General features: G+C 55.3%; 20 protein-coding genes. 9 read left to right on the forward strand and 11 right to left on the reverse strand.

What is annotated here, in order from left to right; translation table 11 throughout:
• Positions 1-98 precede the first annotated feature (98 nt).
• The 6 genes from D3878_RS17620 to D3878_RS23880 all read right to left on the reverse strand — a co-directional run bounded on the left by D3878_RS17620 (position 99) and on the right by D3878_RS23880 (position 8,404).
• Positions 99-2,003 (reverse strand): putative bifunctional diguanylate cyclase/phosphodiesterase, encoded by a 1,905-nt coding sequence (locus D3878_RS17620; protein WP_233556376.1) that lies wholly within the window; start codon positions 2,001-2,003, stop codon positions 99-101.
• An 87-nt stretch (positions 2,004-2,090) separates the two neighbouring features.
• Positions 2,091-5,042 carry a PAS domain S-box protein gene (locus tag D3878_RS17625; protein ID WP_119786682.1) on the reverse strand — a complete coding sequence of 984 codons (2,952 nt, stop codon included), beginning with the start codon at positions 5,040-5,042 and terminating at the stop codon, positions 2,091-2,093.
• Between the two features lie 275 nt (positions 5,043-5,317).
• Positions 5,318-6,109: an enoyl-CoA hydratase/isomerase family protein gene (locus tag D3878_RS17630; protein WP_119786683.1), complete on the reverse strand. Its 792-nt coding sequence runs from the start codon at positions 6,107-6,109 to the stop codon at positions 5,318-5,320.
• Between the two features lie 78 nt (positions 6,110-6,187).
• Complete coding sequence (locus D3878_RS17635; RefSeq protein WP_119786684.1) at positions 6,188-6,985, reverse strand: enoyl-CoA hydratase/isomerase family protein; 798 nt, start codon at positions 6,983-6,985, stop codon at positions 6,188-6,190.
• A 54-nt stretch (positions 6,986-7,039) separates the two neighbouring features.
• Positions 7,040-7,897, reverse strand: a complete 858-nt coding sequence (locus tag D3878_RS17640) for a MaoC/PaaZ C-terminal domain-containing protein (RefSeq protein ID WP_119786685.1) — start codon at positions 7,895-7,897, stop codon at positions 7,040-7,042.
• A gap of 339 nt (positions 7,898-8,236) precedes the next feature.
• Entirely contained in the window at positions 8,237-8,404 is a 168-nt protein-coding gene (locus D3878_RS23880) for a hypothetical protein (protein WP_158592306.1), read from the reverse strand.
• A 370-nt stretch (positions 8,405-8,774) separates the two neighbouring features.
• On the opposite strand from D3878_RS23880, the gene D3878_RS17645 reads away from it, so the two are divergent.
• The 5 genes from D3878_RS17645 (at position 8,775) to D3878_RS17665 (ending at position 13,348) form a co-directional block, all read left to right on the forward strand.
• Positions 8,775-9,233 (forward strand): MaoC family dehydratase, encoded by a 459-nt coding sequence (locus D3878_RS17645; RefSeq protein WP_119786686.1) that lies wholly within the window; start codon positions 8,775-8,777, stop codon positions 9,231-9,233.
• 57 nt (positions 9,234-9,290) lie between these two features.
• Positions 9,291-10,406: an acyl-CoA dehydrogenase family protein gene (locus tag D3878_RS17650; protein ID WP_119786687.1), complete on the forward strand. Its 1,116-nt coding sequence runs from the start codon at positions 9,291-9,293 to the stop codon at positions 10,404-10,406.
• Between the two features lie 13 nt (positions 10,407-10,419).
• Entirely contained in the window at positions 10,420-11,649 is a 1,230-nt protein-coding gene (locus D3878_RS17655; protein ID WP_233556377.1) for an acyl-CoA dehydrogenase family protein, read from the forward strand.
• Between the two features lie 27 nt (positions 11,650-11,676).
• On the forward strand, positions 11,677-12,606 hold the full coding sequence (locus tag D3878_RS17660) for an HpcH/HpaI aldolase/citrate lyase family protein (protein WP_233556378.1): 930 nt from the start codon (positions 11,677-11,679) through the stop codon (positions 12,604-12,606).
• 202 nt (positions 12,607-12,808) lie between these two features.
• Positions 12,809-13,348 carry a MarR family winged helix-turn-helix transcriptional regulator gene (locus tag D3878_RS17665; RefSeq protein ID WP_119786688.1) on the forward strand — a complete coding sequence of 180 codons (540 nt, stop codon included), beginning with the start codon at positions 12,809-12,811 and terminating at the stop codon, positions 13,346-13,348.
• Between the two features lie 51 nt (positions 13,349-13,399).
• Here the strand turns inward: D3878_RS17665 and D3878_RS17670 are convergent, their stop codons facing one another.
• The gene (locus tag D3878_RS17670; protein ID WP_119786689.1) at positions 13,400-14,512 is read right to left on the reverse strand and encodes a Gfo/Idh/MocA family protein; all 1,113 of its coding nucleotides are present in this window, start codon (positions 14,510-14,512) and stop codon (positions 13,400-13,402) included.
• A gap of 72 nt (positions 14,513-14,584) precedes the next feature.
• A complete protein-coding gene (locus tag D3878_RS17675; RefSeq protein WP_119786690.1) occupies positions 14,585-15,088 on the reverse strand; it encodes a VOC family protein in 504 nt (167 codons plus the stop codon).
• A 152-nt stretch (positions 15,089-15,240) separates the two neighbouring features.
• Here D3878_RS17675 and D3878_RS17680 point away from each other — a divergent pair, with 152 nt between their 5' ends.
• From D3878_RS17680 to D3878_RS17695, 4 genes are all read left to right on the forward strand, one after another.
• Positions 15,241-16,869, forward strand: coding sequence for a GMC family oxidoreductase (locus D3878_RS17680; RefSeq protein WP_119786691.1), 1,629 nt, complete (start codon positions 15,241-15,243; stop codon positions 16,867-16,869).
• 38 nt (positions 16,870-16,907) lie between these two features.
• The gene (locus D3878_RS17685; protein ID WP_119786692.1) at positions 16,908-18,065 is read left to right on the forward strand and encodes a phosphotransferase family protein; all 1,158 of its coding nucleotides are present in this window, start codon (positions 16,908-16,910) and stop codon (positions 18,063-18,065) included.
• 71 nt (positions 18,066-18,136) lie between these two features.
• Positions 18,137-18,856: an SDR family oxidoreductase gene (locus D3878_RS17690; RefSeq protein WP_119786693.1), complete on the forward strand. Its 720-nt coding sequence runs from the start codon at positions 18,137-18,139 to the stop codon at positions 18,854-18,856.
• A 15-nt stretch (positions 18,857-18,871) separates the two neighbouring features.
• On the forward strand, positions 18,872-19,702 hold the full coding sequence (locus tag D3878_RS17695; RefSeq protein ID WP_119786694.1) for an oxidoreductase: 831 nt from the start codon (positions 18,872-18,874) through the stop codon (positions 19,700-19,702).
• Positions 19,703-19,847: 145 nt separating this feature from the next.
• Here D3878_RS17695 and D3878_RS17700 read toward each other — a convergent pair whose 3' ends face one another.
• The 3 genes from D3878_RS17700 to D3878_RS17710 all read right to left on the reverse strand — a co-directional run bounded on the left by D3878_RS17700 (position 19,848) and on the right by D3878_RS17710 (position 23,010).
• Positions 19,848-20,699 (reverse strand): TetR family transcriptional regulator, encoded by an 852-nt coding sequence (locus D3878_RS17700; protein WP_119786695.1) that lies wholly within the window; start codon positions 20,697-20,699, stop codon positions 19,848-19,850.
• 277 nt (positions 20,700-20,976) lie between these two features.
• Complete coding sequence (locus D3878_RS17705; RefSeq protein WP_119786696.1) at positions 20,977-21,378, reverse strand: antibiotic biosynthesis monooxygenase family protein; 402 nt, start codon at positions 21,376-21,378, stop codon at positions 20,977-20,979.
• A 171-nt stretch (positions 21,379-21,549) separates the two neighbouring features.
• Entirely contained in the window at positions 21,550-23,010 is a 1,461-nt protein-coding gene (locus D3878_RS17710; protein ID WP_199688198.1) for a DUF1329 domain-containing protein, read from the reverse strand.
• Positions 23,011-23,158 lie beyond the last annotated feature (148 nt).

Here is a 23,158-nt window from a genome sequence, read left to right on the forward strand (position 1 = left end):
CCAGTAACAGAATGGATTGATCGAGCGCCACTTACGGCCGCATTACGCTGTGCGACCTGGACGCCCTGAAGCGCCTGTCGATGCCTGGCTAGAGCCAGTCAGGCCCAGCTGGTTTCCCAATTCCTGAATTGCTCTGCCGGCATCGGCTTGCTGATGTGATAGCCTTGCGCCACATCGCATCCGAGCGACGCCAAACTATCCCAGTGCGCCTGGCTCTCCACCCCTTCCGCCACGATTTTCATATCAAGATTGTGGCCCAGTTCGATGGTAGAGCGCACGATCACTGCCGAATCGTCGGATACCGTCATCGGCATGACGAATGCTTGGTCAATCTTGATGTAATCCACCGGCAGCTTCTGCAAATAGCTCAGGCTGGAGTAGCCCGTGCCAAAGTCGTCGATGTACAGCTGGGTGCCCAGCTGTTTTAAGTCGGTGAGCGTCTCCAGGGCGCTGGCCGGATCCTCCATTAATGCACTTTCGGTCAGTTCGAACTGCATCAGTTCCGGTCCGATGCCCCAGGTCGAGAATAAGCCCCGGATCCGCTCGACCAGATCGGGATCGCGCAGGTCATGCGCGGAAAAGTTAACCGCCAACGGCCGGTCCAGCCCGGCCTCATGCCAGGCGTAGCATTGGCTGAATGCGGATTCCAGCATCCAATCGGTGAGCGGCGTGATCAATCCCGCTTGCTCCGCGAGCGGGATGAATTCACTGGGCAAAATCATGCCGTGCACCGGGTGTTCCCAGCGCACCAATGCTTCTGCGCCGCATACGCGCCGCGAAGCGATGTCCACCTTGGGCTGGCAATACAGCAGCAATTGGTTGTGCTCGATGGCATGCCGCAAGTCCCCCATGAGCGCAAGCCGCCTGGTATGTTGTTCTTCCTGGCCGCCGGTGTACATGGCATAGCCGCCGCGCGCCGGCCTGGCTTCGTGCATCGCGGCATTCGCCCTGCGCAATAAAGCTTCCGGAGTGGTGGCGTGGCCAGGAAAGAGCGCGATACCGATGTTCACGCTGGCATCGACCATGAGGCCGGACACTTCCACCGGGTCATGCAGAATGCTGGCAAGCCGTTGCGCCATCTGGATCGCATGCTCGGCACTCGTCGCAGGCAACAGCAAGGCGAACTCCGCTTCCCCCACGTGCGCCAGCGTTTCATTTTCCTTGACAGCTAGCTCAAGGCGCCGGCCGAGTTCCTGCAGTAATTGATCCCCCGAACGGTAACCCAGGACTTTATTGATTTCGTGAAAGCGCCCAACGTTCAAGTGCAGCAATGCCAGCGCGCGGTGATGCTGTTTCGCCTCTTGCATTGATTCTTCCAGACGCTCCAGCAAGAACGTGCGATTAGGCAACCCGGTCAGCCCATCATAGTAAGCAAGGCGCGCGATGGTCGCTTCGGCCTCGCGATGTTTTTCGCGGATCCGCAGATTGGCAATGCCGTAGGCCAGATCATCGGCCAATTCACTGAGCAGATTGACTTCTTCTTCATCGAAGGCATCAGGCTCAGCCGCAGCCATGGCCAGGGCACCGAGCACTTCTCCTTCGACCCGCAGGGGGAACGCGGCGGCGGAAGAGCAACCCAGCTTGATTGAATCCTCGCGCCAAAAGGCATAGGCCGGATCGGTAAGAAGATTATCCCCCACGACGGGCTTACCGGTGCGGATCGCGGTGCCGGCCGCGGTACGGCCTGCTCCCTCATCCGCCCAGCTGAAATGATGCGCGTCGAGCAATTCCTTCTCAAAACCGACACTCTCCATCCAGCGGACAGTGTGGTTTTCATCGTGTTCCGCATATCCAATGCAAGCCATCCGGTAGCCGCCAGTTTCCACAATGACCCGGCACATATCCCGCAATAGTTGCTGTTCGTCCGACGCATGCAATAAAGTATGATTGCCGGCACTCAAGGTTCTGAGAGCACGATGAACGCGTGCCAGTTTCTGTGCCTGATCATCCACTGACGCAGGGCCGGCTTGGTCACCCATTGGCTCATCGGCAAGGTGTTTCATGGATCCCGCTCCAGCACACATAACGATTCATTATAGGCCGGCATGCGGGTTCATTCAGCGCGAAGCGCACCGCTCGTCACGATGCCATCAGCACGGCGCTTTGATCGGCACCGGGATCGGAATGGAAAAGCGCAGCGTCGTGCCTTTGCCGGGAGCGCTATCCATGGTGAACTTGCCGCCGAGTGCGTTGATCCGCTCCTTGATGCCCGCCAGACCGAATGCGCTTTTCTTGTTCAGGTGATCGGGGGCGATGCCGATGCCATTGTCAGCGATGGTCATGTCAAGCTGGTTGTGTTCCGTTCGGATTACAATTCTTGCTTGCCTTGCCTTGGCGTGCCGGGTGATATTGGTGAGGGATTCCTGCAGGACGCGGAACAATGCGGTGGAACTGCGTGCATCGAGGTGGCGCGAGAAATCCTCGCCGTCCACTTCCAGGTCGCATGCAATGCCGCTCCTGCTCTCGAATTCATGAATTTGCCACTCCACCGCCGCGACCAGCCCCAGATCAAGAACAAACGGCCGCAGGTCGTTGATGATCGCTTTCACGCTTGCCATCGCCGTATCGATGTGATCGAGCATGAGAAGTGCTGAACCATGCAAATCCGCATGCGTGGCGGCAGTTTTTTCGGTCAACGTGACGGCATCAAGCCGGATGGCCAGCATCGTCTGGCCTAGCTCGTCATGGATGTCGCGGGCAATCCGCTTGCGTTCTTGTTCCTTGATTTCTTCCTGATGGGCAGCAAGTTCGCGGATGCGCGCTTGCGACTGACGCAAGGCCGCTTCGGCCAGCTTGCGCTCGGTGATGTCTTTGCCCGTGCCGCGGTAGCCTTTGTAAGTGCCGTCTTCATCAAACATTGGTTCACCACTGATGCTGTACCATATGACGCTACCGTCCGGTTCAGTCCTTGCGTATTCAAAGTCCTTAAATGCGCAGCGGGCTTCCACCTTGGCGAGTTGTGCCTGCCGGGATGGATCATCACTCCCGGGCCTGCGTTCCCAGGCAATTTTCCCAACCTGGTATTTTTGGTCAGCACTGCTTTTTTTGCTCTTCCAACCTGCAATAGTGGTCATCACGCAGTTCTCGTCGTGCTCCCAGTACCATTCCGACGAGAGCGCGACCAGGCGACGGAAGCGTTCCTCGCTTTCCCGCAGCGCCTTTTCGGCCAGCTTGCGCTCGGTGATGTCTTTGCCCGTGCCGCGGTAGCCTTTGTATTCGCCATTTTCATCATGCACCGGCTCGCCGCTGACGTGGTGCCACGCGATGCTGCCGTCTGACAGTTGCCTCGTGTACTCAAAATCCGTAAATGGGAGGCGGGCTTCCACGCTGGTGCGATGCTTCTTCCAGGATGGTTCGTCACTCCCGAGCCCCAGTTCCCAGGAAGTTTTCCCGATGCTGTGCTCCGGGATTCTGCCGTTTTTGATTGCCTTCCAGCCTGCAACGGTGGTCACCACGAAGTTCTCGTCGTGCTCCCAGTACCATTCCGACGAGAGCGCGACCAGACGGCGAAAGCGCTCCTCGCTTTCCCGCAGCGCTTTTTCAGCATGTATGCGCTGGGTAATGTCCCGGGCAAAAACGAGTGCGGCAGGCTCATTCTCGTAGTGAAACGGAATGGCGGAAATCCGTGCATACACCACCGAGCCATCCATTCTCTGCAACTTCACTTCCATTAGCGCAACGGATTCCTTGGCCTCGATGACCGACTGGAGGCTGGTTTCGACAACCCCATGCAAATCAGGATGGACCCGGTCCAGGATGGGGTGGCCCAGCAACTGGTCCTGCGAATGGGCGCCAAACAGGTCCAGCGTGGCTGCGTTCGCATAGGCAAAGCAACCACGGTTGCACACGTAGATCGCATCCGGTGCCCTCTCGAAAAGCGTCCGGAAGCGCTGCTCGCTAGCGGCGAGCGCTGCCGCACTACGATGGTGATCCTCAACCAGGACATTGAAATGATTGATAATCCCCCCGACCTCGCCCTTGCCTTTCAGGGGCAATGGAGCAAACGGAACAGCGTCTTGTGTCATCCGCTGTATCGCTTGCCCGGCCTCGTCCAGCGGAATCAGCATGCGGCGCGTGATCCAGTGGGTGAGGAAAACCGCCAGCAGCGTCATGATGACGGCCATGGCAATCAGATAATTGCGCATGGCGGTCACCGGTTGGAACGCTACCTCGGCCGGGTAGGTGGCCGTCACGAGCCAGTTCGCCATGGGGATGGAACTGGCGGAAAAGAGCGTCGCTATGCCCTCGGTATTGCGCGCACTGGTGGAGCCCTCAAAGCCTGCTACGAAGCGGTCGTAGACTGCGTGTTGGCCTGGTGCTGGTGCCGCGGTCAGGACGCGAGCAGGATCGGTCGACGCGAGAACGAGATGGTTATGCGGCGAAGTGATATAAAACTGGCCCTTGCCTGCCATTTTGCGCTCGAAAACGCGGCTGAAAAAATTGGGCGCACTCAAGTCTGTCGCGCCGGCCAGGATCGCCCGCACCTTGCCGGCGTGGTCTCGCACCGGCACGGTGATCACCAGGGTCGGACGCTGCGACGATCTTGCCGTGACGAGCGTGGCGATGGCGGGCTTGCCGGTCTTCACGACGTTTTGGAAATAGTCGCGTTCGCCGACGTCCATGCCGCGGCGCCCCGGCATGGACGGGTAATCGGCCATCACCCTGCCATCCAGCCCGATGACAATGATGCCGCTGGTAAAGGCCTGGTGTAAGGTGACCAGTTGCGACAGATGGTCATCGAGGACGCGCGGCGAGAGCTTGTCGGGAATGCGTGCGGCAGAAACGGTGAGTATGCCGACGCGTCCCTGCAGTTCGCCAGCAATGTCGGCGGCAAGATGACGTACCGATGTGAACTGCTGGTCAAACAGCACTTCACTGAATTTCTGCTGCTGAAAGGAGGTCGAGAGAAATACCAGCGCCCACATCAGGGTCAGGGACAAGCCGAGCGATAAAGCGATGAGACGACCTTTGAGCGAATCCAGGTAGTACCACTTCAGTCGCGCAAGAAAGCTTGGAAGATGGTTTGGGGAGTTGCTAAGCATAGTTTGTTCGCTGCAACGCTCTGCGGCGGCACAGTGTTGGATGGGGCTGGAAATTAATTTGATATATTTTAGTATCCTGGGATACTAAAATAATTTCTGATTTCTATTTGATCGCGACGTTCAGTTGCATTGATTGATGCAATGCAATGTTCGGTAACATGCAAATCCAAATTATATAAGAATCTGCCGGCAGTCAAGTCTGCGGACTGCATCTTGACCAAAGAGGGGGGGCGGGCGGATACCTATTTGGCAAGCCGCCCTATCGAAATAGCTTGTTAGTCGAACTGCGCTGGCTTTTTCGCCATGGCAGCCGTAATGCCTTTACGGAAGTCATCCTGCGCAGTTGCGCGGGCGACCATTGTCGCCTCTTTTGCAATCAGTTCGACAAATGTCGGATAGGCCGCATCGTTCAGTAAAGATTTTGTTCCCGCAAGCGCAGTGGATGGACCATTGGCAAGCCGGCGACACAGCGTGGTGGCAGTCAGCGTTACTTCATGGTCAGGCACGATTCTGGTGACGATGCCGAGTTCCAGTGCTTCCTTTGCCTGGATGGATTCGCCGAGAAAAGCGAGCCGCTTGGCCGCCTTGATTCCCATCGCGCCGACCAGCAGACTGCTCAGGCCGCAATCGAGGGAAATCCCGATCAGGATGTGCGCTGCCAGAAAATAACTGCTTTGACCGCAGATGACAAAGTCGGCCGCAAGGCAAATGCCCATGCCCGCCCCCGCTACAGCGCCCTTCGCAGAAACGACGACCGGTTTTGAAGCTTCAAGAATAGCCTTCGGCAAGCGATTCCCAATCAAAAGCTTGCGTTCAAAAGTGTCAAATCGCTCATCGGCCGGCATGGCAAGGAATTCGCTGAACCCTTTGACGTCGCCTCCGGCGCAAAAGTGTTCACCTTCACCGTCAAGCAAGATGCATTTCACAGCAGGATCGGCATCGGCCTGGCGCACGAGCCGGACTATTTCCGCGATCATTTCAGGCGTGATCGCATTGCGCGCTTCCGGCCGATTGATCGCGATGGTGGCAATACGGTCTTCTACGGAATACTTCAGGTTTTCAGACATGATTTGGCTCCACAATACGGCAATTAACGATCACACAAGGCATTTCCGGCTTCCCGCAGCATTGCATGCGGGGCACGCTCAACCGCGCTTAAAGACCGGCGGCCGCTTTTCACGGAAGGCGACCAGTGCCTCACTGAGATCGGTATTTTGCAGAATGGTCAAACCCTCGTAAGCAAGGGAATTTTCCAGGACACTGCTGACCATCTGGCGCAACGGGACATTCACGGACATTTTTGTGTATTGGATTGCCGTAGGCGACGCTGAAATCAGCTTGCTGACCATCTGTTGCACAGTGGCATCCAATTCATCCGCGTTGACCGCGTAATTGATAAGTCCGATGCGTGCTGCTTCGGCTGCCTTGATACGGCTGCCGGTGAGAAGATATTCTTTCGCCTTGGCGTAGCCGACCAATTGCGGCCAAATCAACGCGCCGCCATCGCCGGCAACCAGACCGATCCGCACATGCGGGTCGGCAATGCTGGCTGTGTCAACTGCAATGGTGATATCGCAGAGCAGGGCAATGGTTGCGCCCAGACCAATGGCATCGCCATTGATTCGGCAAACGATTGGTTTCGGGCAATCAAGAATGCCCATGACAATCTTTCGGCCGACAATGATATTTTCAAGATAGGGACGCGGCGACGTTAACAGTTCCTGTACCCAGTCAAGATCGCCGCCAGCGCAGAATGCCCGTCCTTCGCCTGTCAGAACGATGACCGAAACCGCAGGATCTTCGGCGAGTGCGAAAAAAATGGTCGATAGTTCATGATGCAGCTGAGCATTAACCGCATTCAAGACCTCCGGTCTATTGAGCGACACAGTCGCAACATAATTGTCGATCCTTACTGCGAGGTGGGTGTAATGCTCGTAAGACATGCAATTTCTCCAGGACAGGCGATCAGCGAATAAATTAAAATTTTCTTTGTGGCGTCATGCCTGGCCAACGATGGCATGGCCATGGTTGAGCACGACGACATTGCGTTCTACTACGCGCGAGCGGAAGCTGACAATGTCTTTGTCTCGCCATACTTCGGTTGCAATGGTTTCGCCCGGGTAGACAGGGGCCGAATAGCGGACCTTCAATGAGCGCAGCAATTCCGGACGGCTATCGCAACAGGTATCGAGTACTGCGCGGGTTGCAACACCCAGCGTGCACAAGCCGTGCAAGATAGGCCGCTCGAATCCCGCTTTGCGTGCCAATTCCGGATCGGCATGGATCGGATTGTAGTCGCCGGACAGGCGATAAATCAGTGCGGCTTGCGGCAGCGTCGACAATACGCATTCGGTATCGGGGGCACGTTCAGGAATCGGGTGGGGCACTGGCGCCGTTGTCGTGGTGCCGCCGGAGCCGCCGTCGCCGCGCAATACATAGGTTGAGGTGACCGTAGAAACCAGTTCATTGGACTCCTTGTCGCGCAGCTGCTTCTCCATAAACAGCATGGCGCCTTTCCCCACCCCTTTATCGATCACATCGATGATGCGGAAAGTGCCGACGTAAGTCTTGTTGACCTGGAGCGGCGCATGAATCTCAAAGGACTGTTCGCCATGCAGGAGCTTGATCCAGTCGATTTCAACTGCGGGATCTTGTACCCAGCCGCCTGGATGGGAAATGACATTTGCCTGCGATGGAAAGACCTTCAAGCCGGATTCGTATGTGAACTGCAGTTGCTTCGGATCGCAGGGCGCATCGCCAATACCAATGCCCAACGCATAAAGCATGCTGTCACGCGGCGTAATATGGTGCTCGAGCGGTGGAAAATTTTTCTCAAGTAATTTTTTCAGGTTCATGATTTGGGCGGATCGCTATAAGAATCAATTAATCGAAGTATAGGCAAGCTTCACTCGACGCCCGAAAAGTGAGCGAGGATCATGACGCTGCAGTCAGCTATTCTGACGAATATTCAATATCGTAGCATATCATATGCTATGAATTATTGAATTTGGAGAATTATTGCTGGGGGAATTGATAAGACGCAAGGCGTTCCAGCGCCGAAAACGCTGATTGTCAAGCTCGTTGCGCCGCTGTCACCTGTCGACGATGTTATCCACTGGCGAGGAACCAGGAAGACGCCCGGTGTGGGCTATGCGCCAGAATGGTGCCCAATGCACCTGGCACCGCCATACTGATCAGCGCTGTGCAATTTGGGACATGGATTCCCAGCCCCCCCGGCCGCAAGCGCCAACCTGTACGCAGCTGATCCGCTGCACTTCGGCCGCGACCTGGTCGGGCGCCTCCATGCCAAAGAAACGCCAGGCCAAAAGTAATCCGACTGCAGCAAGCAAAGCAATTTTCATGATTGTCTCCGTCCATTTTTCAAGGGCGCAATCTTGGTGCGCCCCTTTTCCGCACTAGCTGCTCTTGGGTGGCAGTAATCAGTCCGTTTTTTTATTATAGACATAAATTATCTTTGCATACTTAAAATTTCGTACTTTCTTTGACATGAAATATAGTGCTGTGCAGCATTCGACGTTCCACGTTTTCATAGTGCAACGTATTGATTGAGCGCGAAATCCACGTAATAAATATTGCGCAGTGGTAGATCTAGATATATTATGGATGCATACTATTGCATCCATCGTTGTCGGGTGGATATTTCGTGCAGTCCTTGCTGATGGCGCGGCAGGGACGGTTGCTAATCGATGTAAAAAAACTGAGAGGTTTCGAATGGCAGGTTTGTACTTTGAACAATTTGAAGTTGGTCAGCTTTTTAAGCATGACACTCGGCGTACTGTGACGGAAACAGACAATGTGCTGTTTAGTGCGATGACGCACAATCCGGCTGCGATTCATCTTGACGTTGAGTATGCGAAAACCACGGAATTCAAGAAGCCGCTCATGAATAGCGCATTTACGCTCGGCTTAATGGTTGGCATATCTGTTGGTGATACAACCCTTGGCACCACGGTCGGCAATCTTGGCTGGGATGAGGTGCGGTTTCCCAAGCCCACTTTTGCAGGCGACACGATTCGTGTTGAATCGACCGTGCTTGAAAAACGCGAAAGCAAGTCGCGTCCGGATAATGGCATCGTCGTATTCAACCATACGGCCTATAACCAGCGCGAAGAAGTGGTTGCGACGTGCAAGCGCATAGCGCTGATGCAGCGTCGTCCGGCCGTCAAGTAGTCCTGACGATTTTTCGAGCAAGAGTACGTTGCCTGTAATTGATAAGGCTGGAGAGCCATGACCTACACACCGCTGGATTCCGAATCGAAAAGTATCATTGAATCCACTCTGCGCAGATTTGTCGCAGAATCCTATGATCTGGGATTGCGCCGCGCCCGGCTTTCACAAAGCCCGATCGACTATCTTTCATGCTGGCCGGTCCTGGCGGAGCTGGGAATTCTGGCGGCGCCTTTTCCGGAAGAATTGGGCGGGCTCGGCGGCTGCGGATCCGATGTTGCCGATATTGTGCAAACCCTCGCAAAAGGGATGCTGCTTGAGCCATTCATCGAGAGTGCCGTGATTGCCGGGAGCATTCTCGCCGACGGCACGAACGCGGTGATACGGCAGGAACTGATTGAAGAACTCATTGGGGGAAGCTGCATCAGCATCCTGCTGGGTGCTCGTGGGGGCTTGCCTGATGCTTTGCGTTGCGAGAGAACAGCTGCCGGATATGCGGTGTACGGGCGGCTTGCCGTAGTGCCTTTCGCCGCGCAGGCAGATGTCTGGCTCATCGCAGCAGTCGATGCGGAAAGCGGCAATCCGCTTATCCTGCGTGTGCCTCGCAAGCATGCCACGGCGGCGTGTCAACATTTTCAGCTGATAGATGGTCTTCCTGCTGGCGACATGCTGTTTGATGGTCAGGTAATGCCGGAATCCGCTGTCTGGCTGGAAGGGGATTCTGCGAAACGTGCGCTCGACATGGCGCGCACGCGCGCTGTCAGCGCCTATTGCAGCGATGCTGTCGGGGTGATGGCGAGCCTGGTCGAAATGACGGGAGAATACTTGCGTGCACGCGTTCAATTCGGCGTGAATATCGGGAGCTTCCAGGCGCTGCAGCATCGTTTCGCTGACATGCATATCGCGTATGTAGAAGCACGGGCGATTGCGCGCGCACTTGCGCGGAGCATTGATGACGGCACGGCAGGGGATCAAGCCTGGTTACGGTTCGCGGCAACCTCAGTCATTGAACGGGCGGCGGAAAAAATTGGACACGAGGCCATTCAAATGCACGGCGGGATGGGGCTGACGGAAGAATTCGGCGTTAGTCACTATAACGCCAGGCTGGTGGCGGTGACCAGAATGCTGCGCACCTGGGTGGGGCCTGAAATGGCGCCGCTTGACCGGGATCAGTGAGCGAATGGCGTAGTTGCAACAGATTGAAAATCAGGAGAGCGAATTGGTACCTCAATCACATAACGAATTTGATGAAATCGACTTTCGCAAAGAGGTCCGGCAATTCGTACGCGACAATCTTGCAAGTGAAACCAGGCACAAAGTAGAAAACGGCTTGTACCTGTCAAAGTCGGACTATGTCGCATGGCAGCAGGCCTTGCATCGGAAGGGATGGTTTGCAGGCGCCTGGCCGCAAGAATTCGGTGGTTCAGACTGGTCGGTTCGCCAGGAACATGCGTTTTTGCAGGAATGTGCCTTAAACGCGGCGCCCATTATTATTCCTTACGGCGTCAACATGGTGGGGCCCGTGCTGTATACGTTTGGTACCGAAGAGCAAAAGCGGGAATATCTGCCAGGTATTATTAGCAGCGACACATGGTGGTGCCAGGGATACTCTGAGCCGAACGCGGGTTCCGACCTCGCCGCATTGACGACTACTGCCGTGCGCGACGGCGACTTTTTCGTCGTGAATGGTACCAAGATGTGGACGACGGAAGCCCATTGGGCCGACATGATGCATTGTCTCGTGCGCACGGAAAAAACCGCGCGCAAGCAACAAGGCATCACCTTCCTGCTGATTGACATGAAGACGCCGGGCATCACGGTCGAGCCGATCGTTACCCTGGATGGCGTCCATCATACCAATCAAGTCTTTTTCGATAATGTGCGAGTGCCGGCAAAGAACGTTGTCGGCGCGGAAGGCGATGGCTGGAAGCTGGCGAAGTTTCTCTTGGCGCGCGAGCGTAGCTTTATCGCGGATACCGGCAGCAAGATGCGCATGATGCAGCAGATCAAGGTGACGCTGCGCCAGTATGCGCAAGCCTTGTCTCCCTATCAGCGAGCGCTGAAGGAAGCAGCTCTCGCCGAACTGGATGCATCGCTTACGGCGCTTGTTGCGCTCGAACGCGAGTATGTTGACGAGTGGATGGCGGGTCGGGACGATGGTATTGGCGCTTCTGTGTTGAAGGTTCGCGGCAGCGAGCTATTGCAACGCATGACAATTTTCTGGCGTGATGCGCTGGGGCCGCATGGGGCAGCATACCGCGCCGAGGATCGCGTCGGCGGCGAGGGTCTCAACGCCAAAGAGCCGTGGATACAGGCGGCTGCCGTCAATTATGGGTACCTCTATGCGCGCTGCTGGTCAGTGTTTGGAGGCTCAAACGAAATTCAGCGCAACATTATTTCGGCCACGCTGTTGCGCTGAAGTGGACAAAATTAAAAAGGAGGCAAGATGCCTGCATTAACAGCTGTGACAAACAACGATAGCGGTATCCATGGCGCGCCCTTGCGCTCGATGTTGTTCGTGCCAGGAGACAGCGAGCGAAAACTGGAAAAGGGGATTTCCACGCAAGCCGATGCGCTCATCCTCGATCTGGAAGACGCCGTTGCGCCTTCTCGTACGCATATCGCCCGGGAAATGGTGCTTGAGTACCTGCGCTCGCGGACCGACCGTAGTCGCCAGCAATTATGGGTGCGCATCAATCCGCTCAGTACGCCAGCGGCATTGCTGGATCTTGCCGTCGTGGCCGGAGCGCCAGACGGTATCATCCTGCCCAAAGTCGATTCCGCGCAAGAGATTGTTCAACTGTCTCACTATCTCGATGCGCTGGAAGTGCGGGAGGGCGTGCCGCAAGGATCAATTCGAATCATCCCCGTTGCGACGGAGACTCCAAAGTCCCTGTTTGCACTCGACAGTTACGTCGATTGCAGCGCGCGTTTGGCAGGCCTGACCTGGGGGGCGGAAGACATTGCCGCAGCGCTGGGCGCCAGTACCAACCGCCGTCTGGACGGCGAGTACGATACCGTTTATAAGTTGGCGCGTGCCCTTTGCCTGTCGGGGGCTGTCGCAGCCGGGGTGCAACCCATCGATACTATTTTTGGGAACTTCTCAGATCCTGCCGGACTCGATGCGGACGCGAAATCGGCGCGCCGCGCCGGCTTTACCGGAAAAATTGCGATCCACCCGAATCAGGTTGACATCATCAATCGGGCGTTTTCACCCAGCCAGGAAGAGATGGCCTGGTCCAGGCGCATTGTCGAGGCGTTTGACAGCAATCCAGGCTTGGGCACGATCGGCATCGAGGGAAAAATGATTGACATGCCGCATCTGAAACAGGCGCAGCGTGTGCTGCAGCTGGGAATGCGATTCGGCATTGCATAATTTCAATATTATATTGATAATATATTGGAATGTGTTTATTCGCTGCCTTATCGTATGATAGAATATGGTAGGAATATACGTATGCTGAAGCATCAAACCAATGAGATAGGATATACATTGCAAATGCATATCATGTTCATCGTCGGGTAGCCTCTTGGCATTAATGAATTATGTTTTAAATATTAAAGACTACTGGAAAGATATGGACTATATCGAAACCGACAAATCGTCAAGCCGGTCGGTAAAGCCGTCGGCTGGCACCCCAAAGCCGAAAACCAAGCGGGCACCGGATGAAATAAACTGGGATACGCGTCTTGGTTTTCTGATGCACGACGTCTCCAGGCTGCGGCGTACCGTTTTCGATGAATTCATGAAGCCTTTGGGCGTCACGCGATCCCAATGGTGGGTGCTTGCCTATCTTTCACGTCATGACGGCATGATCCAGAGCGATTTGGCTGACACGCTGGAGTTGGGCAAGGCGGCCCTCGGCGGATTGATCGATCGCCTCGAGATGTCGGACTTCCTTCAGCGCAAGGCTGATGCAACCGACAGGCGCGTTAAACGCATTTATCTGACGGAAAAAGGCGTTAAGATCATCAAGGAAATGCGCAATTCCAATCATGAAATGAGTGAGCGCATTCTGAATGGCCTGAGTCATCCGGAGCGGCAAAAGTTGTCTGAGATGCTGGCACTCATCAAGGTCAATCTGATTTCCATTAAAGACGAGCGGGGGATCGAGTAAAGGCGTAACGCCTTTTGCCGTTCCCCCTGTGCTATGGCGTTCGGCGCGATGCTATAGTTTTACCCGGTTGCCAAGATCGGCTGATCGTTCGATGGCTTCCAGTATGCGGTGACCCTGGACAGCGGAGTCGAAATCCGGGGTGAGATGTGTCCCATCACGCAAATCCGCAGCAAAGCGCGCATACAGTTGGCCCACATTGATGGCCGGTCCCTGCAGGTTGTCCGGCGCCCAGCGATGCTTGGGCGGGACCGTCAAGGGCTGCAGCGAAGTGTCGTCGCCACGGCCGCCATGCAGCGCCAGCGCACACATCTGAAGATGACCAAAGTCGCCGGTCAGGCGCAAATCCCCCTCCGTGCCGACGATCTCCAGCATCATGTTGGTGCCGCGTGACATGCCGCCACGATAGAGTATTTGAGTCGCAGCACCGTTTTGATGGAGCGCGTTGACCAGAATCTGATCTGCTGCCGTGAGGGGATGGACAATCTTGTCCGGCAGTGAAAGTATGCTGTTGCGGCGGTGCGCGAGGGTTGCGGATATTTCGCTGAAATCCCCCAGAATGTGGCGCAGCGCATCCAGTGCATGACCCAACGGAATACTCAGCAAGGTGGCGCCATTTTTCTGGTCAGCGGTGTAGGCATTGGCAGGGTCGGTGAAGGCGCCCCACTGGACCCCCGAACCAATCAGTGTGCTTGACAGCACCTCGCCGACATAACCATCGCGGATCAGTTCGGCGACGTAATCAACCGCAGGGGAAAATCGCGCCTGCGTGCCACAAATGGTTCGCACACCAAGGCGTCGCGCATGCTCGGCCATGGCAATCGCTTCTTGCAAACCATTTCCCAAAGGCCATTCGCAATACACCATCTTGCCTGCGTCGAGTGCTGCGCTTACCAGTTCCAGGTGATGCGGCACCTTGACGGTAACCACGACCAGGTCAACCTCCGGATTGGCAATCAGCGCGGCATGATGGCCATAAGCCTGCGGCACGCCCAGTGCCTTGGCGGCTGCTTGCGCAGTTTCGAGCCTGGTGGTGCTGAGCGCCACCAGCTTGTAATCGGAAAGGGACTGGAGTGCGGGGATGTGGGCAATGGCACTCCAGCTGCGGCCAGGAGCCGCGCCGATGATGCCAACGCCGATTGGGGAACCTGCTTGAAAATTTTTCATGGGCTTAGGTATTTTCTCTTATCAAAGTATTTCGACATTCATTATCAAGAAACAGCCGTGTGGAAACCTTGATCATGCCTGCTTTGGGCACACACCAGGCACTGGGCTGTCGGAATAGAGTTCCTGCAGTTCGATCACATTCCCGAATGGATCGCGCCCGTAGGTCGAGGACATGCCAGGCCCCTTTTGCGGTCCGGCATGAAAGCGCATTCCAGCTGCCAGCAATCGTTGATAGACGCTTTCGATGTCCGTTACATCGAGAGCCAGATGGGTATAGCCATAGGTGTTCACCGGCTTGTCAGGGGGTTGAGGCGTCTGCAAAGGGTAGGCGAACTCAAAGAATTCCAGGCATAAATTGCCTGCGCGCAACATAAGCTGTTTGGCGGAACTGCTCTTAATCCCCAGGATGTTATCGATAGCGCTAGCGGGTCCATCCTTGCCTACCGACATGCTCTGGTCCCAGCTCATCTCTCCCACTACCTCGAACCCAAGCAGATCAACGTAAAAATTGCGTGCCACGGCAAGGTCGGGCACCGACAGTGCAATGTGATGAATGCCATTCACTCCGGTCAGCATAGTTATTTCCCTTTAATGATGTGATTAATTGGACAGGACCTATGGAAGTTGGGCGACGTCATGGTGGCATCACCTTTTTCCTGGGGTTCATGATATTGTTATGCATAGGTATATTACACTAGCAAACAAAAAAATAATGGAGACGTGAAAGCATGGATGCAAAGTATGACTACATCATCATCGGCGCAGGCTCAGCCGGCTGCGTCCTGGCAAATCGGCTCTCGGTCGATCCAAAATGCCAAGTCCTGCTATTGGAAGCCGGCGGGGAAAATGACAATTTCATGGTCCAGATGCCGAAGGGGATCGGCAAGCTGGTAAGCGATCCCAGGCATAGCTGGCAGTATTCGGTGCAGCAAGAGCGCGAAAAAGGCGTCAACGTCAACGAGAAATGGGTACGGGGCCGCGGGCTGGGTGGGTCATCTGCCGTCAACGGCATGATTTATGTACGGGGCCAGCCGCAGGATTACGACATCTGGGAGCGGGAAGCCGGTTCGGAATGGGGCTGGCAGGCAATGAAGCAGGCATTCCGGGCGATCGAGGATCATGAACTGGGGGATGACGGACTGCGGGGCGCAGGCGGCGCGGTGCATATCAGCACCGGCAAGTTCCGCTACCCGCTGGCCGAAAAGATGATTGCAGCCGGCCAGCAAATGGGACTTGAGCGCAGGGAAGACCTCAATCGCGAGCAGCAGGAAGGCGTCGGTTACTACTGCCACAATATCAAGAATGGCAAGCGCCAGAGCGCGTCAGTCGCCTTTTTGCAGCCGGTGCGCAGCCGATCCAATCTGAAAATTCAGACCAACGTCCATGTGGATCGCATCGTGTTTGATGGCCGACGCGCAAGCGGCGTCGAGTGCCATCTCCATGGTCAGCGCATTACCTATGAAAGCGCCGGTGAAATCATCGTATCGGCCGGCGCAGTGAACTCTCCAAAGCTTTTACAGCTTTCGGGTATCGGGCCCGGACCGCTGCTGCAATCACTCGGCATCAAGGTGGTGCAGGATAGCCCCGACGTCGGTTCGCGCTTGCTGGAACATCTCGGCGTCTCACTGACTTATCGATTGAAGGGCGATCGTGGAATCAACCATCGTTTCTATGGGCTGGGGCTGGCTCGCAGCGCGATGGAATATCTGGTTCGCAAGACTGGCCCGCTCGCAACCGGTCCACTCGAGGTCGGCGCATTCTTGAAGACCAATCCGGCGGAGCCGCGGCCTAATGCGCAACTGTACATCGGCGGCATGACACTGGATGTTCCCAAAGACAGCAATAACCCGGCACCGATGCAATCGGTTGAGCATCTGGCAGGCATGACCTTATATGGGCAACTGATTCAACTCAGAAGCGAAGGCAAGGTGATGATCACGTCATCCCGGACAGAGGCGCCACTCGCCATCGCGCCGAATTGGCTTTCGGATGAAAAAGACCAGCGCTCTGCGGTAGAACTGGTGCGTTATATGCGGCGTTACACGGCACAGCCCGCACTGGCGCCATTTCTCGCAGAGGAAATGCAGCCTGGCTCCGACTATCAGACCGATGAGGAAATCCTGCAGGCAGTGCGTCGATTGGCAATGTGCGGCACGCATGCTGTGCGGAGTTGCCGGATGGGCCGGGACGAAAGTTCTGTTGTGGATGAACGGTTACGCGTTCGTGGTGTAGATGGATTGCGGGTGGTCGATTGCTCCATCATGCCGGGTCTAATCTCAGGAAATACCAACGGCCCAGCCATGGCAACTGGCTGGCGTGCGGCAGACTTGATCATCGCGGATGCGCGGTTGCGGTAGATAGAAAAAATTTAGTGAAATCATGGAAGGAACAGGCAATGGAAACGAATATGTCGGATCGCATCAAGGCGGCCTATGAAAAAGACATGCAGTCCGGTGACGTCGCGGTCCTGGAGTCGGATCTGCCTTTGTCGTATGAATCAATTACCGACGAATGGCTCACGAATGTATTGTGCAAGGCGCAGCCAGGCGCACGGGTTGTGGCCCATCGTTTGAGCCCGGTTGATAATGGATCGTCGAATCGCAGAAAGATCTATCTTGAGTACAACGCAGAAGGCAAGGCGGCGGGGCTGCCCGCCGCGGTGTTTTGCAAGGCGACACACGATCTGGCAAACCGGACCATGCTTGGCATGGGCGGGAGTATCCGCTGCGAGGTGCTGTTCTATCGCAACATCCGTCCGCACCTGAACATCGAAGCGCCACGCAGCTACTACGCCAACATGAATCATGAGTCATTCAACTCCATGATCATGCTGAACGATCTGACCGACGAAGTCACCGAGTTCTGTACCGACAAGACGCCCATGTCCAGAGCGCGTGCCGAAAGCCAGATGCGCCTGCTGGCCGAATATCATGGACGCGGTTACGCATCGCCTCAGTTGCAGGAATTGCTGCAGCAATATCTGAACTGGTCGGATTATTTCAAGAACACCCAAAGTTTTGGCATGAAAGAAGGCTCGAACGCGGGGTTTCTGGCGGCGGAATCGGTCATTCCATCACGGCTTTATCGGCGCTTTGATGAAATCTGGCCTGCAACGCTGGCATCCTTGGTCATACATGAACAGGGGCCGCACACGCTGGCGCATGGCGACGTTCACCTGAAGAACTGGTACGTCGCCGGCAACGGCGAAATGGGCCTGAGCGACTGGCAATGCTGTGGCCGAGGGCATTGGGGGCGCGACCTGGCCTATACCATTTCCACCGCACTGACGACGGAAGACCGGCGTGCCTGGGAGCGTGAACTGGTGCAGCTGTACCTGACGCAGTTGCACGCCGCGGGCGGGCCCGAAGTCGGCTTTGACGAGGGTTGGACGATCTACCGGCAACAGCTGATGACCGCGTTGACCTGGTGGACGGTCACGTTGACCCCGCCGCCGGGACTGCCGGACATGCAGCCGCGCGACACGACACTTGAGTTCATTCGCCGGATTGCCACGGCGATCGACGATCTCGAATCCCTGGATGCCTTCAAATGATGAATCATATGGCACCTGACAACAGCAGGAAGATGGCGCCAATAACCCAATAACCAGCAGAGGGAAATAAAATGAAACGAGTCGAGGGAAAGGTAGCCCTGATTACCGGCGCTGCGTCGGGCCTGGGCAAGGCGGAAGCCATTCTGCTTGCGCGCGAAGGGGCGAAAGTGATCGTTACCGACGTCAACGACGAAGCGGGGCGAAAGCTTGCGCAAGAAATTGATGGCGCATTCATCCATCATGACGTCCGCAGCGAGGACGACTGGCGCCGGGCGATTGCCTTCGCCGTCGAACGCTACGGCAAGCTCGATGTGCTGGTCAATAATGCGGGCATTGTTGTGATCGCGGATATTGAAACGACATCGCTTGAACAGTACCGTCTGATCCATGCCATTCACTCGGAAGGCACGTTCCTGGGATGCAAGCACGGCATTGAGGCGATGAAGAAGCAGGGCGGTTCCATCATCAATACCGCGTCTCTATCGGCTTTGCGCGCTTACCCGCCGGTCGTCGCCTATGCTTCGGCCAAGGGCGCGATCCGGTCGCTGAGCATGACCGTCGCTGCGCATTGTCAGGACAAGGGTTATCCGATTCGCAGCAATGTAATCTTTCCCGGCAATATAGACACACCGCTGCTGGAGGGGGCGATGGGGATGAAGCCGCCTCCTGGCACGGGCCAACCTGAAGATGTCGCCAATGCCGTTCTCTACCTGGCTTCGGATGAATCTCGATTTATTACTGGTGCGGAATTCGTCATTGATAACGGCGTCTCGATCAGGCCTGGCGCTTAACACGAGGAAAATAAAATGAGTAAAGTATGGCTGATTACCGGCGCATCGCGTGGCATCGGTGCCGAAATCGCCCGTGCGGCCCTGGCAGCCGGCGACAGGGTGGTGGCCACCGGCCGTAATCCCCAGAGCGTGGAAGAAGCGCTCGGTGCATCTGATCGATTGTTGGCTATCGGGCTCGACGTCACCATCGTCAGGCAAGCCGATGAAGCGGTCAAGGCAGCGATCGACAAGTTCGGCCGCATCGACGTGCTGGTGAATAATGCCGGCTACGCATTGCTTGGGGCGCTGGAGGAGTGCAGCGCGGAAGAAGTCGAGGCACAGTTCCGCACCAACGTGTTCGGGCTGCTGCATGTAACCCGCGCTGTATTGCCGATCCTGCGCGCGCAACGCAGCGGCCACATCTTCAATATCTCTTCCCTCGCGGGCTTTTACGGCGATCCCGGCGCATCGAGTTATTGCGGCACCAAGTTTGCCGTTGAGGGCTTGTCGGAGTCCCTGTCAAGGGAAGTCGCGCCGCTGGGCATTCACGTCACCATTGTCGAGCCTGGGTACTTTCGCACGGATTTCCTTTCCGGCGCGTCGGTCAATCACGCTGCCCGGGTGATCAGCGACTATGACGAGACCGCAGGAAAAGCCCGCCGCGCAACGGCTGAAGTCGATGGCAAGCAAGCGAACGACCCGAAGAAACTGGCGCAAGCCTTCGTGACACTCACCAATGCTGAAAAGCCGCCATTACGGTTTACTGCCGGTGCGGATGCCGTTGAACTGCTGGAGAAAAGTTTGAGCAGAAAAAAACTCCAGCTTGACCAGTGGCGTGAGTTGTCGATTTCATTTGCTCACGATTGAGAGCAACAGTCCGACGGATTGGTTTTGAGTGATCAAGTGCGAAGTCGGGCTGGTTCAGTATGCCGTATGTAATGTGCGGCTGTCATAGTGCCACTGTCACGGTGGTCAACGTGCACGACAGTTTGTTTAAAGCAGACTTCATGCATTATTTTTTATCAGCAAGTCTTGACAGCGCCTCCAACTGTTCTGCCGTGACTTTTAATAATTGGAGGTCAGAGCTGGTTGTCAATTGGGATACTGCAGTAGCAATGCGTGCGTTCAAATCCCCAATTTCTTTCGGGTCATTCAAATTCTGAAAACGTTTGTTGACCCCCGCCATGAAATCAAGTGCAACGTTTTTAGTCAGCTCGGCATACTCCTTCGTTATGATGCCGTGGCGTTGCATGCTGGTGGAAAAAAGCGCTTCCTGTAGAAGAACAAGAATACAAAATGGATCGTCTTCAGAGAGAGGCTGGATAGGCCAGTCGGCCAACCCGAAAGAGCGATACATCAGCGCCGAAACTTTATCGTAATCCTTGACTGCTTTCCGTGCATCAAACGGGACATGAGCAGCCAAATCCAATGGTTCACCGGAATGCGATTGGTTGAAGAATTCACATACCCCATCAATCGTAATGGTCAGTAGCTCAGAAAGCGTTCTGGGATTTCGATCACGTACATATTTCTCGAGAAAGAGGCCTGTTTTCTCCACAAAACGAATGGATATCTGCTCAAAAATTTCGGACATATTCTTGAAATGAGCATAAACCGATGTTCGTGTCATTCCAGCTCGGGCTGCAATCATAGCAATGCTGATGTCGTCCGGGTTTCGCTCGCCCATCAATTCGATCGTTGTCCCGATAATTTTTTCAACACGTGTCCGCCCAGGAGCCCGGGGTGGCATTTTTGCCTGGTCTGACAGCATTGCCGATTGTTTCGACTTGAAGGAGATTGCGTCCGACAGGGCAGGAGTTTGCTTGCGACTAACCGCTAAATCCTGATTATTCTCGTGTTTCATGCATTGGTTTTGCAAAAATTGAGGGAAAAAGTGCTCTGCTGAGTCTTAATGGAATTGTGCCTGATGTTAAACTATTTAATATCCCATTTATGGTGATAGGGTGTTTTGGGGTAATCGTTCACCCCGCAGAGAGGGCTGTTAAGCAATGTGGAAGACGGTGGCAGGCATATGTTCGGCATGTTAGGCGCCCGATATTAATATCGGGCGCCGACCGCATCAGCTATCGCGGCGTGATGCCCCTCGATTACTCATTAGTACCCGCATCGCAATCCCTGCCTTACGAAAAAACAGCGCCGAGTCCATTTTTGCCAATAGGGTGAACCTCGGAAGGGCCTCGCTTGTAAAAATCAAAACAACTACGGTCACTGTCCATTCCGCGTGCAAGCTCCATTTCCATTGGGGCATTACAGCAATCCATCAGCTGGGATACCTGAGTCTGAAAAACGCCCGACTTCCGGAGTTCCTTAAGCAGCTCTTCATCCTTATATGATTCGATCGCATAAAAAATATGCTCATCACGATCCCAGCCATAAAAAACGAAATTGCACTGTTCATTCATAAAATCCAGGTGGGGTTTCCATAGAGAGTCAAAGATTCTTACGAATTCATCCTTCCGCTTTGGATCCACGTGAAAGCGACTGATGAAGGCGCTACTTTTGGTTGTTACTACATTAGACATAAATAACTCCTTGGTTCGTTAGCGTGTGACTGTAATGGTAATCGTTCACCCCGAAGAGATGGCTGTTAAGCAATGTAGAAGACGGTGGCAGGGTGAACGAATTGCCGGTTTATAAAGAGCACTCTCGGCATTCCTCTAGCGCGAAATATCCGGGCGTCATGCCCGGACCGATCAGCGGACCCCGTCTCCCACCAATGCCTCAGGCGCCCAGGCGCGATCATCTTGTGGTGCAATGGGGAACAATCCGGCGCCGGGGTAAACACTGGAAACGACATAAACACCACTGTTCAAATTGTAGGCGCCATAGCCTTCACTGGATTGCGCAGGAACTTCATACATCGGCGTATGGATCGCCCACAATACCCGCTGCAGTTTGCCGCTTGCATCATAGTTATCCCCCAGGCCGGGACCGTAGGTATCTTCATCGAAATAGAACATGCGGCGAGGTGAGGTATGACGAATACCCGGCTTGACCGTTCCCTCCACCACCCAGACACGATGCAGCTCAAAGCGCAGGCAGTCCGGATTGTAGTGATCCTTCAGCAAGGCTTTTTCCGGCGAGCAGTTCTTCTCGTCCACCATAATCTTCGTATTGTTGTACGGGATATACATTTCCTTTTTCCCGATCAATTTGAAGTCGAAGCGATCCTGCGCGCCGAGGAAAATCGACCCATCGTCCATCGTTGCGGCGCCGCCTTGACCGGGCGTCGGCGTGTCATAGGCCAGGTTCGGGGAAAGCTTGACCCGGCGTTGACCTGGCAGGTATTGGTACGCCTTGCGCTTATTCGCAATCGGATCGATCGGGTCGACCAGCATCAATGCCTCGCCAGACATGCGCGCGGGCGCCATGGTCTTGTGCTTGTATCGCCAGTAGAAGTCGCCCTCAAGTTCGGTCCTCTTTGGATCATAGTAAAGATACTCATTCACGACTTTGTTTTCCGATGCGAGCGCGACCGAACCGTTTGAGTCCACCAGCCGGCTGGTTTGATGGACGGCGAAGCTGTGGCCGATGAACCGGAGAAGATGGTTCCACAAGACTTCGTTGCCGGTCTTCGGAATCGGGAATGGATAGCCGCCGTAGCAGGCGCGGTTGATCGACACGCCACCATTTTCCGTACTGCACCGGGTCGCATTCTTCGCCGTATTGTCCATCACATACTGCGGCCAGGCTGCGGTGCGATGCGACGGATAGACATCGATGCGAAACGTCGGATATTTCTGCATCAGCGCCTTCAAGCCGTCCGACAGCTTGTCGGCATGCTGGCTCATGTTCTTCGCATCGACGGAAAAGAGCGGCTTTTCATGTGCGAACGGATCGGGCCGAAGATGGGGTTTTTGGGGATCAAAGCCCGGTGGCAAAGTCTTCATACCGCCGGTCCAGGCTGGAATCGTGCCGTCCTTGTTGCCGGCCATTTCCGCCCCCATGGGCGTCAGGTTCTTGCCCAGTTGCCTGGTTTCTTCCGCAGTCACCGCGGCCTGCACCGACGCAACGGAACATGCTGTCAGACCTGCCGCAAGAATAATAGAACGACGAATCATGATGTCTTCTCCAGTTTTTTGAAATGGTGTATTGAAGGCCAACGATAGCGCGCCACATTCCTGGTATGACGCGCCACCACTGGCGATGCTCACTGCAATTTTTTTGTTGCGGAATGGAGGGCATTCACGCTCACTCCTTCCACATTTCTTAGAATGCTGTCTTGTACGTCTACGAAACCCAACCGAGATCCTTGTATAGCCAGCTTGCAGGCTGCAAGGGCGCAATTTCCTCGATTGTTTG

The organism is Noviherbaspirillum sedimenti, assembly GCF_003590835.1.
GTDB classification, from domain to species: domain Bacteria; phylum Pseudomonadota; class Gammaproteobacteria; order Burkholderiales; family Burkholderiaceae_D; genus Paucimonas; species Paucimonas sedimenti.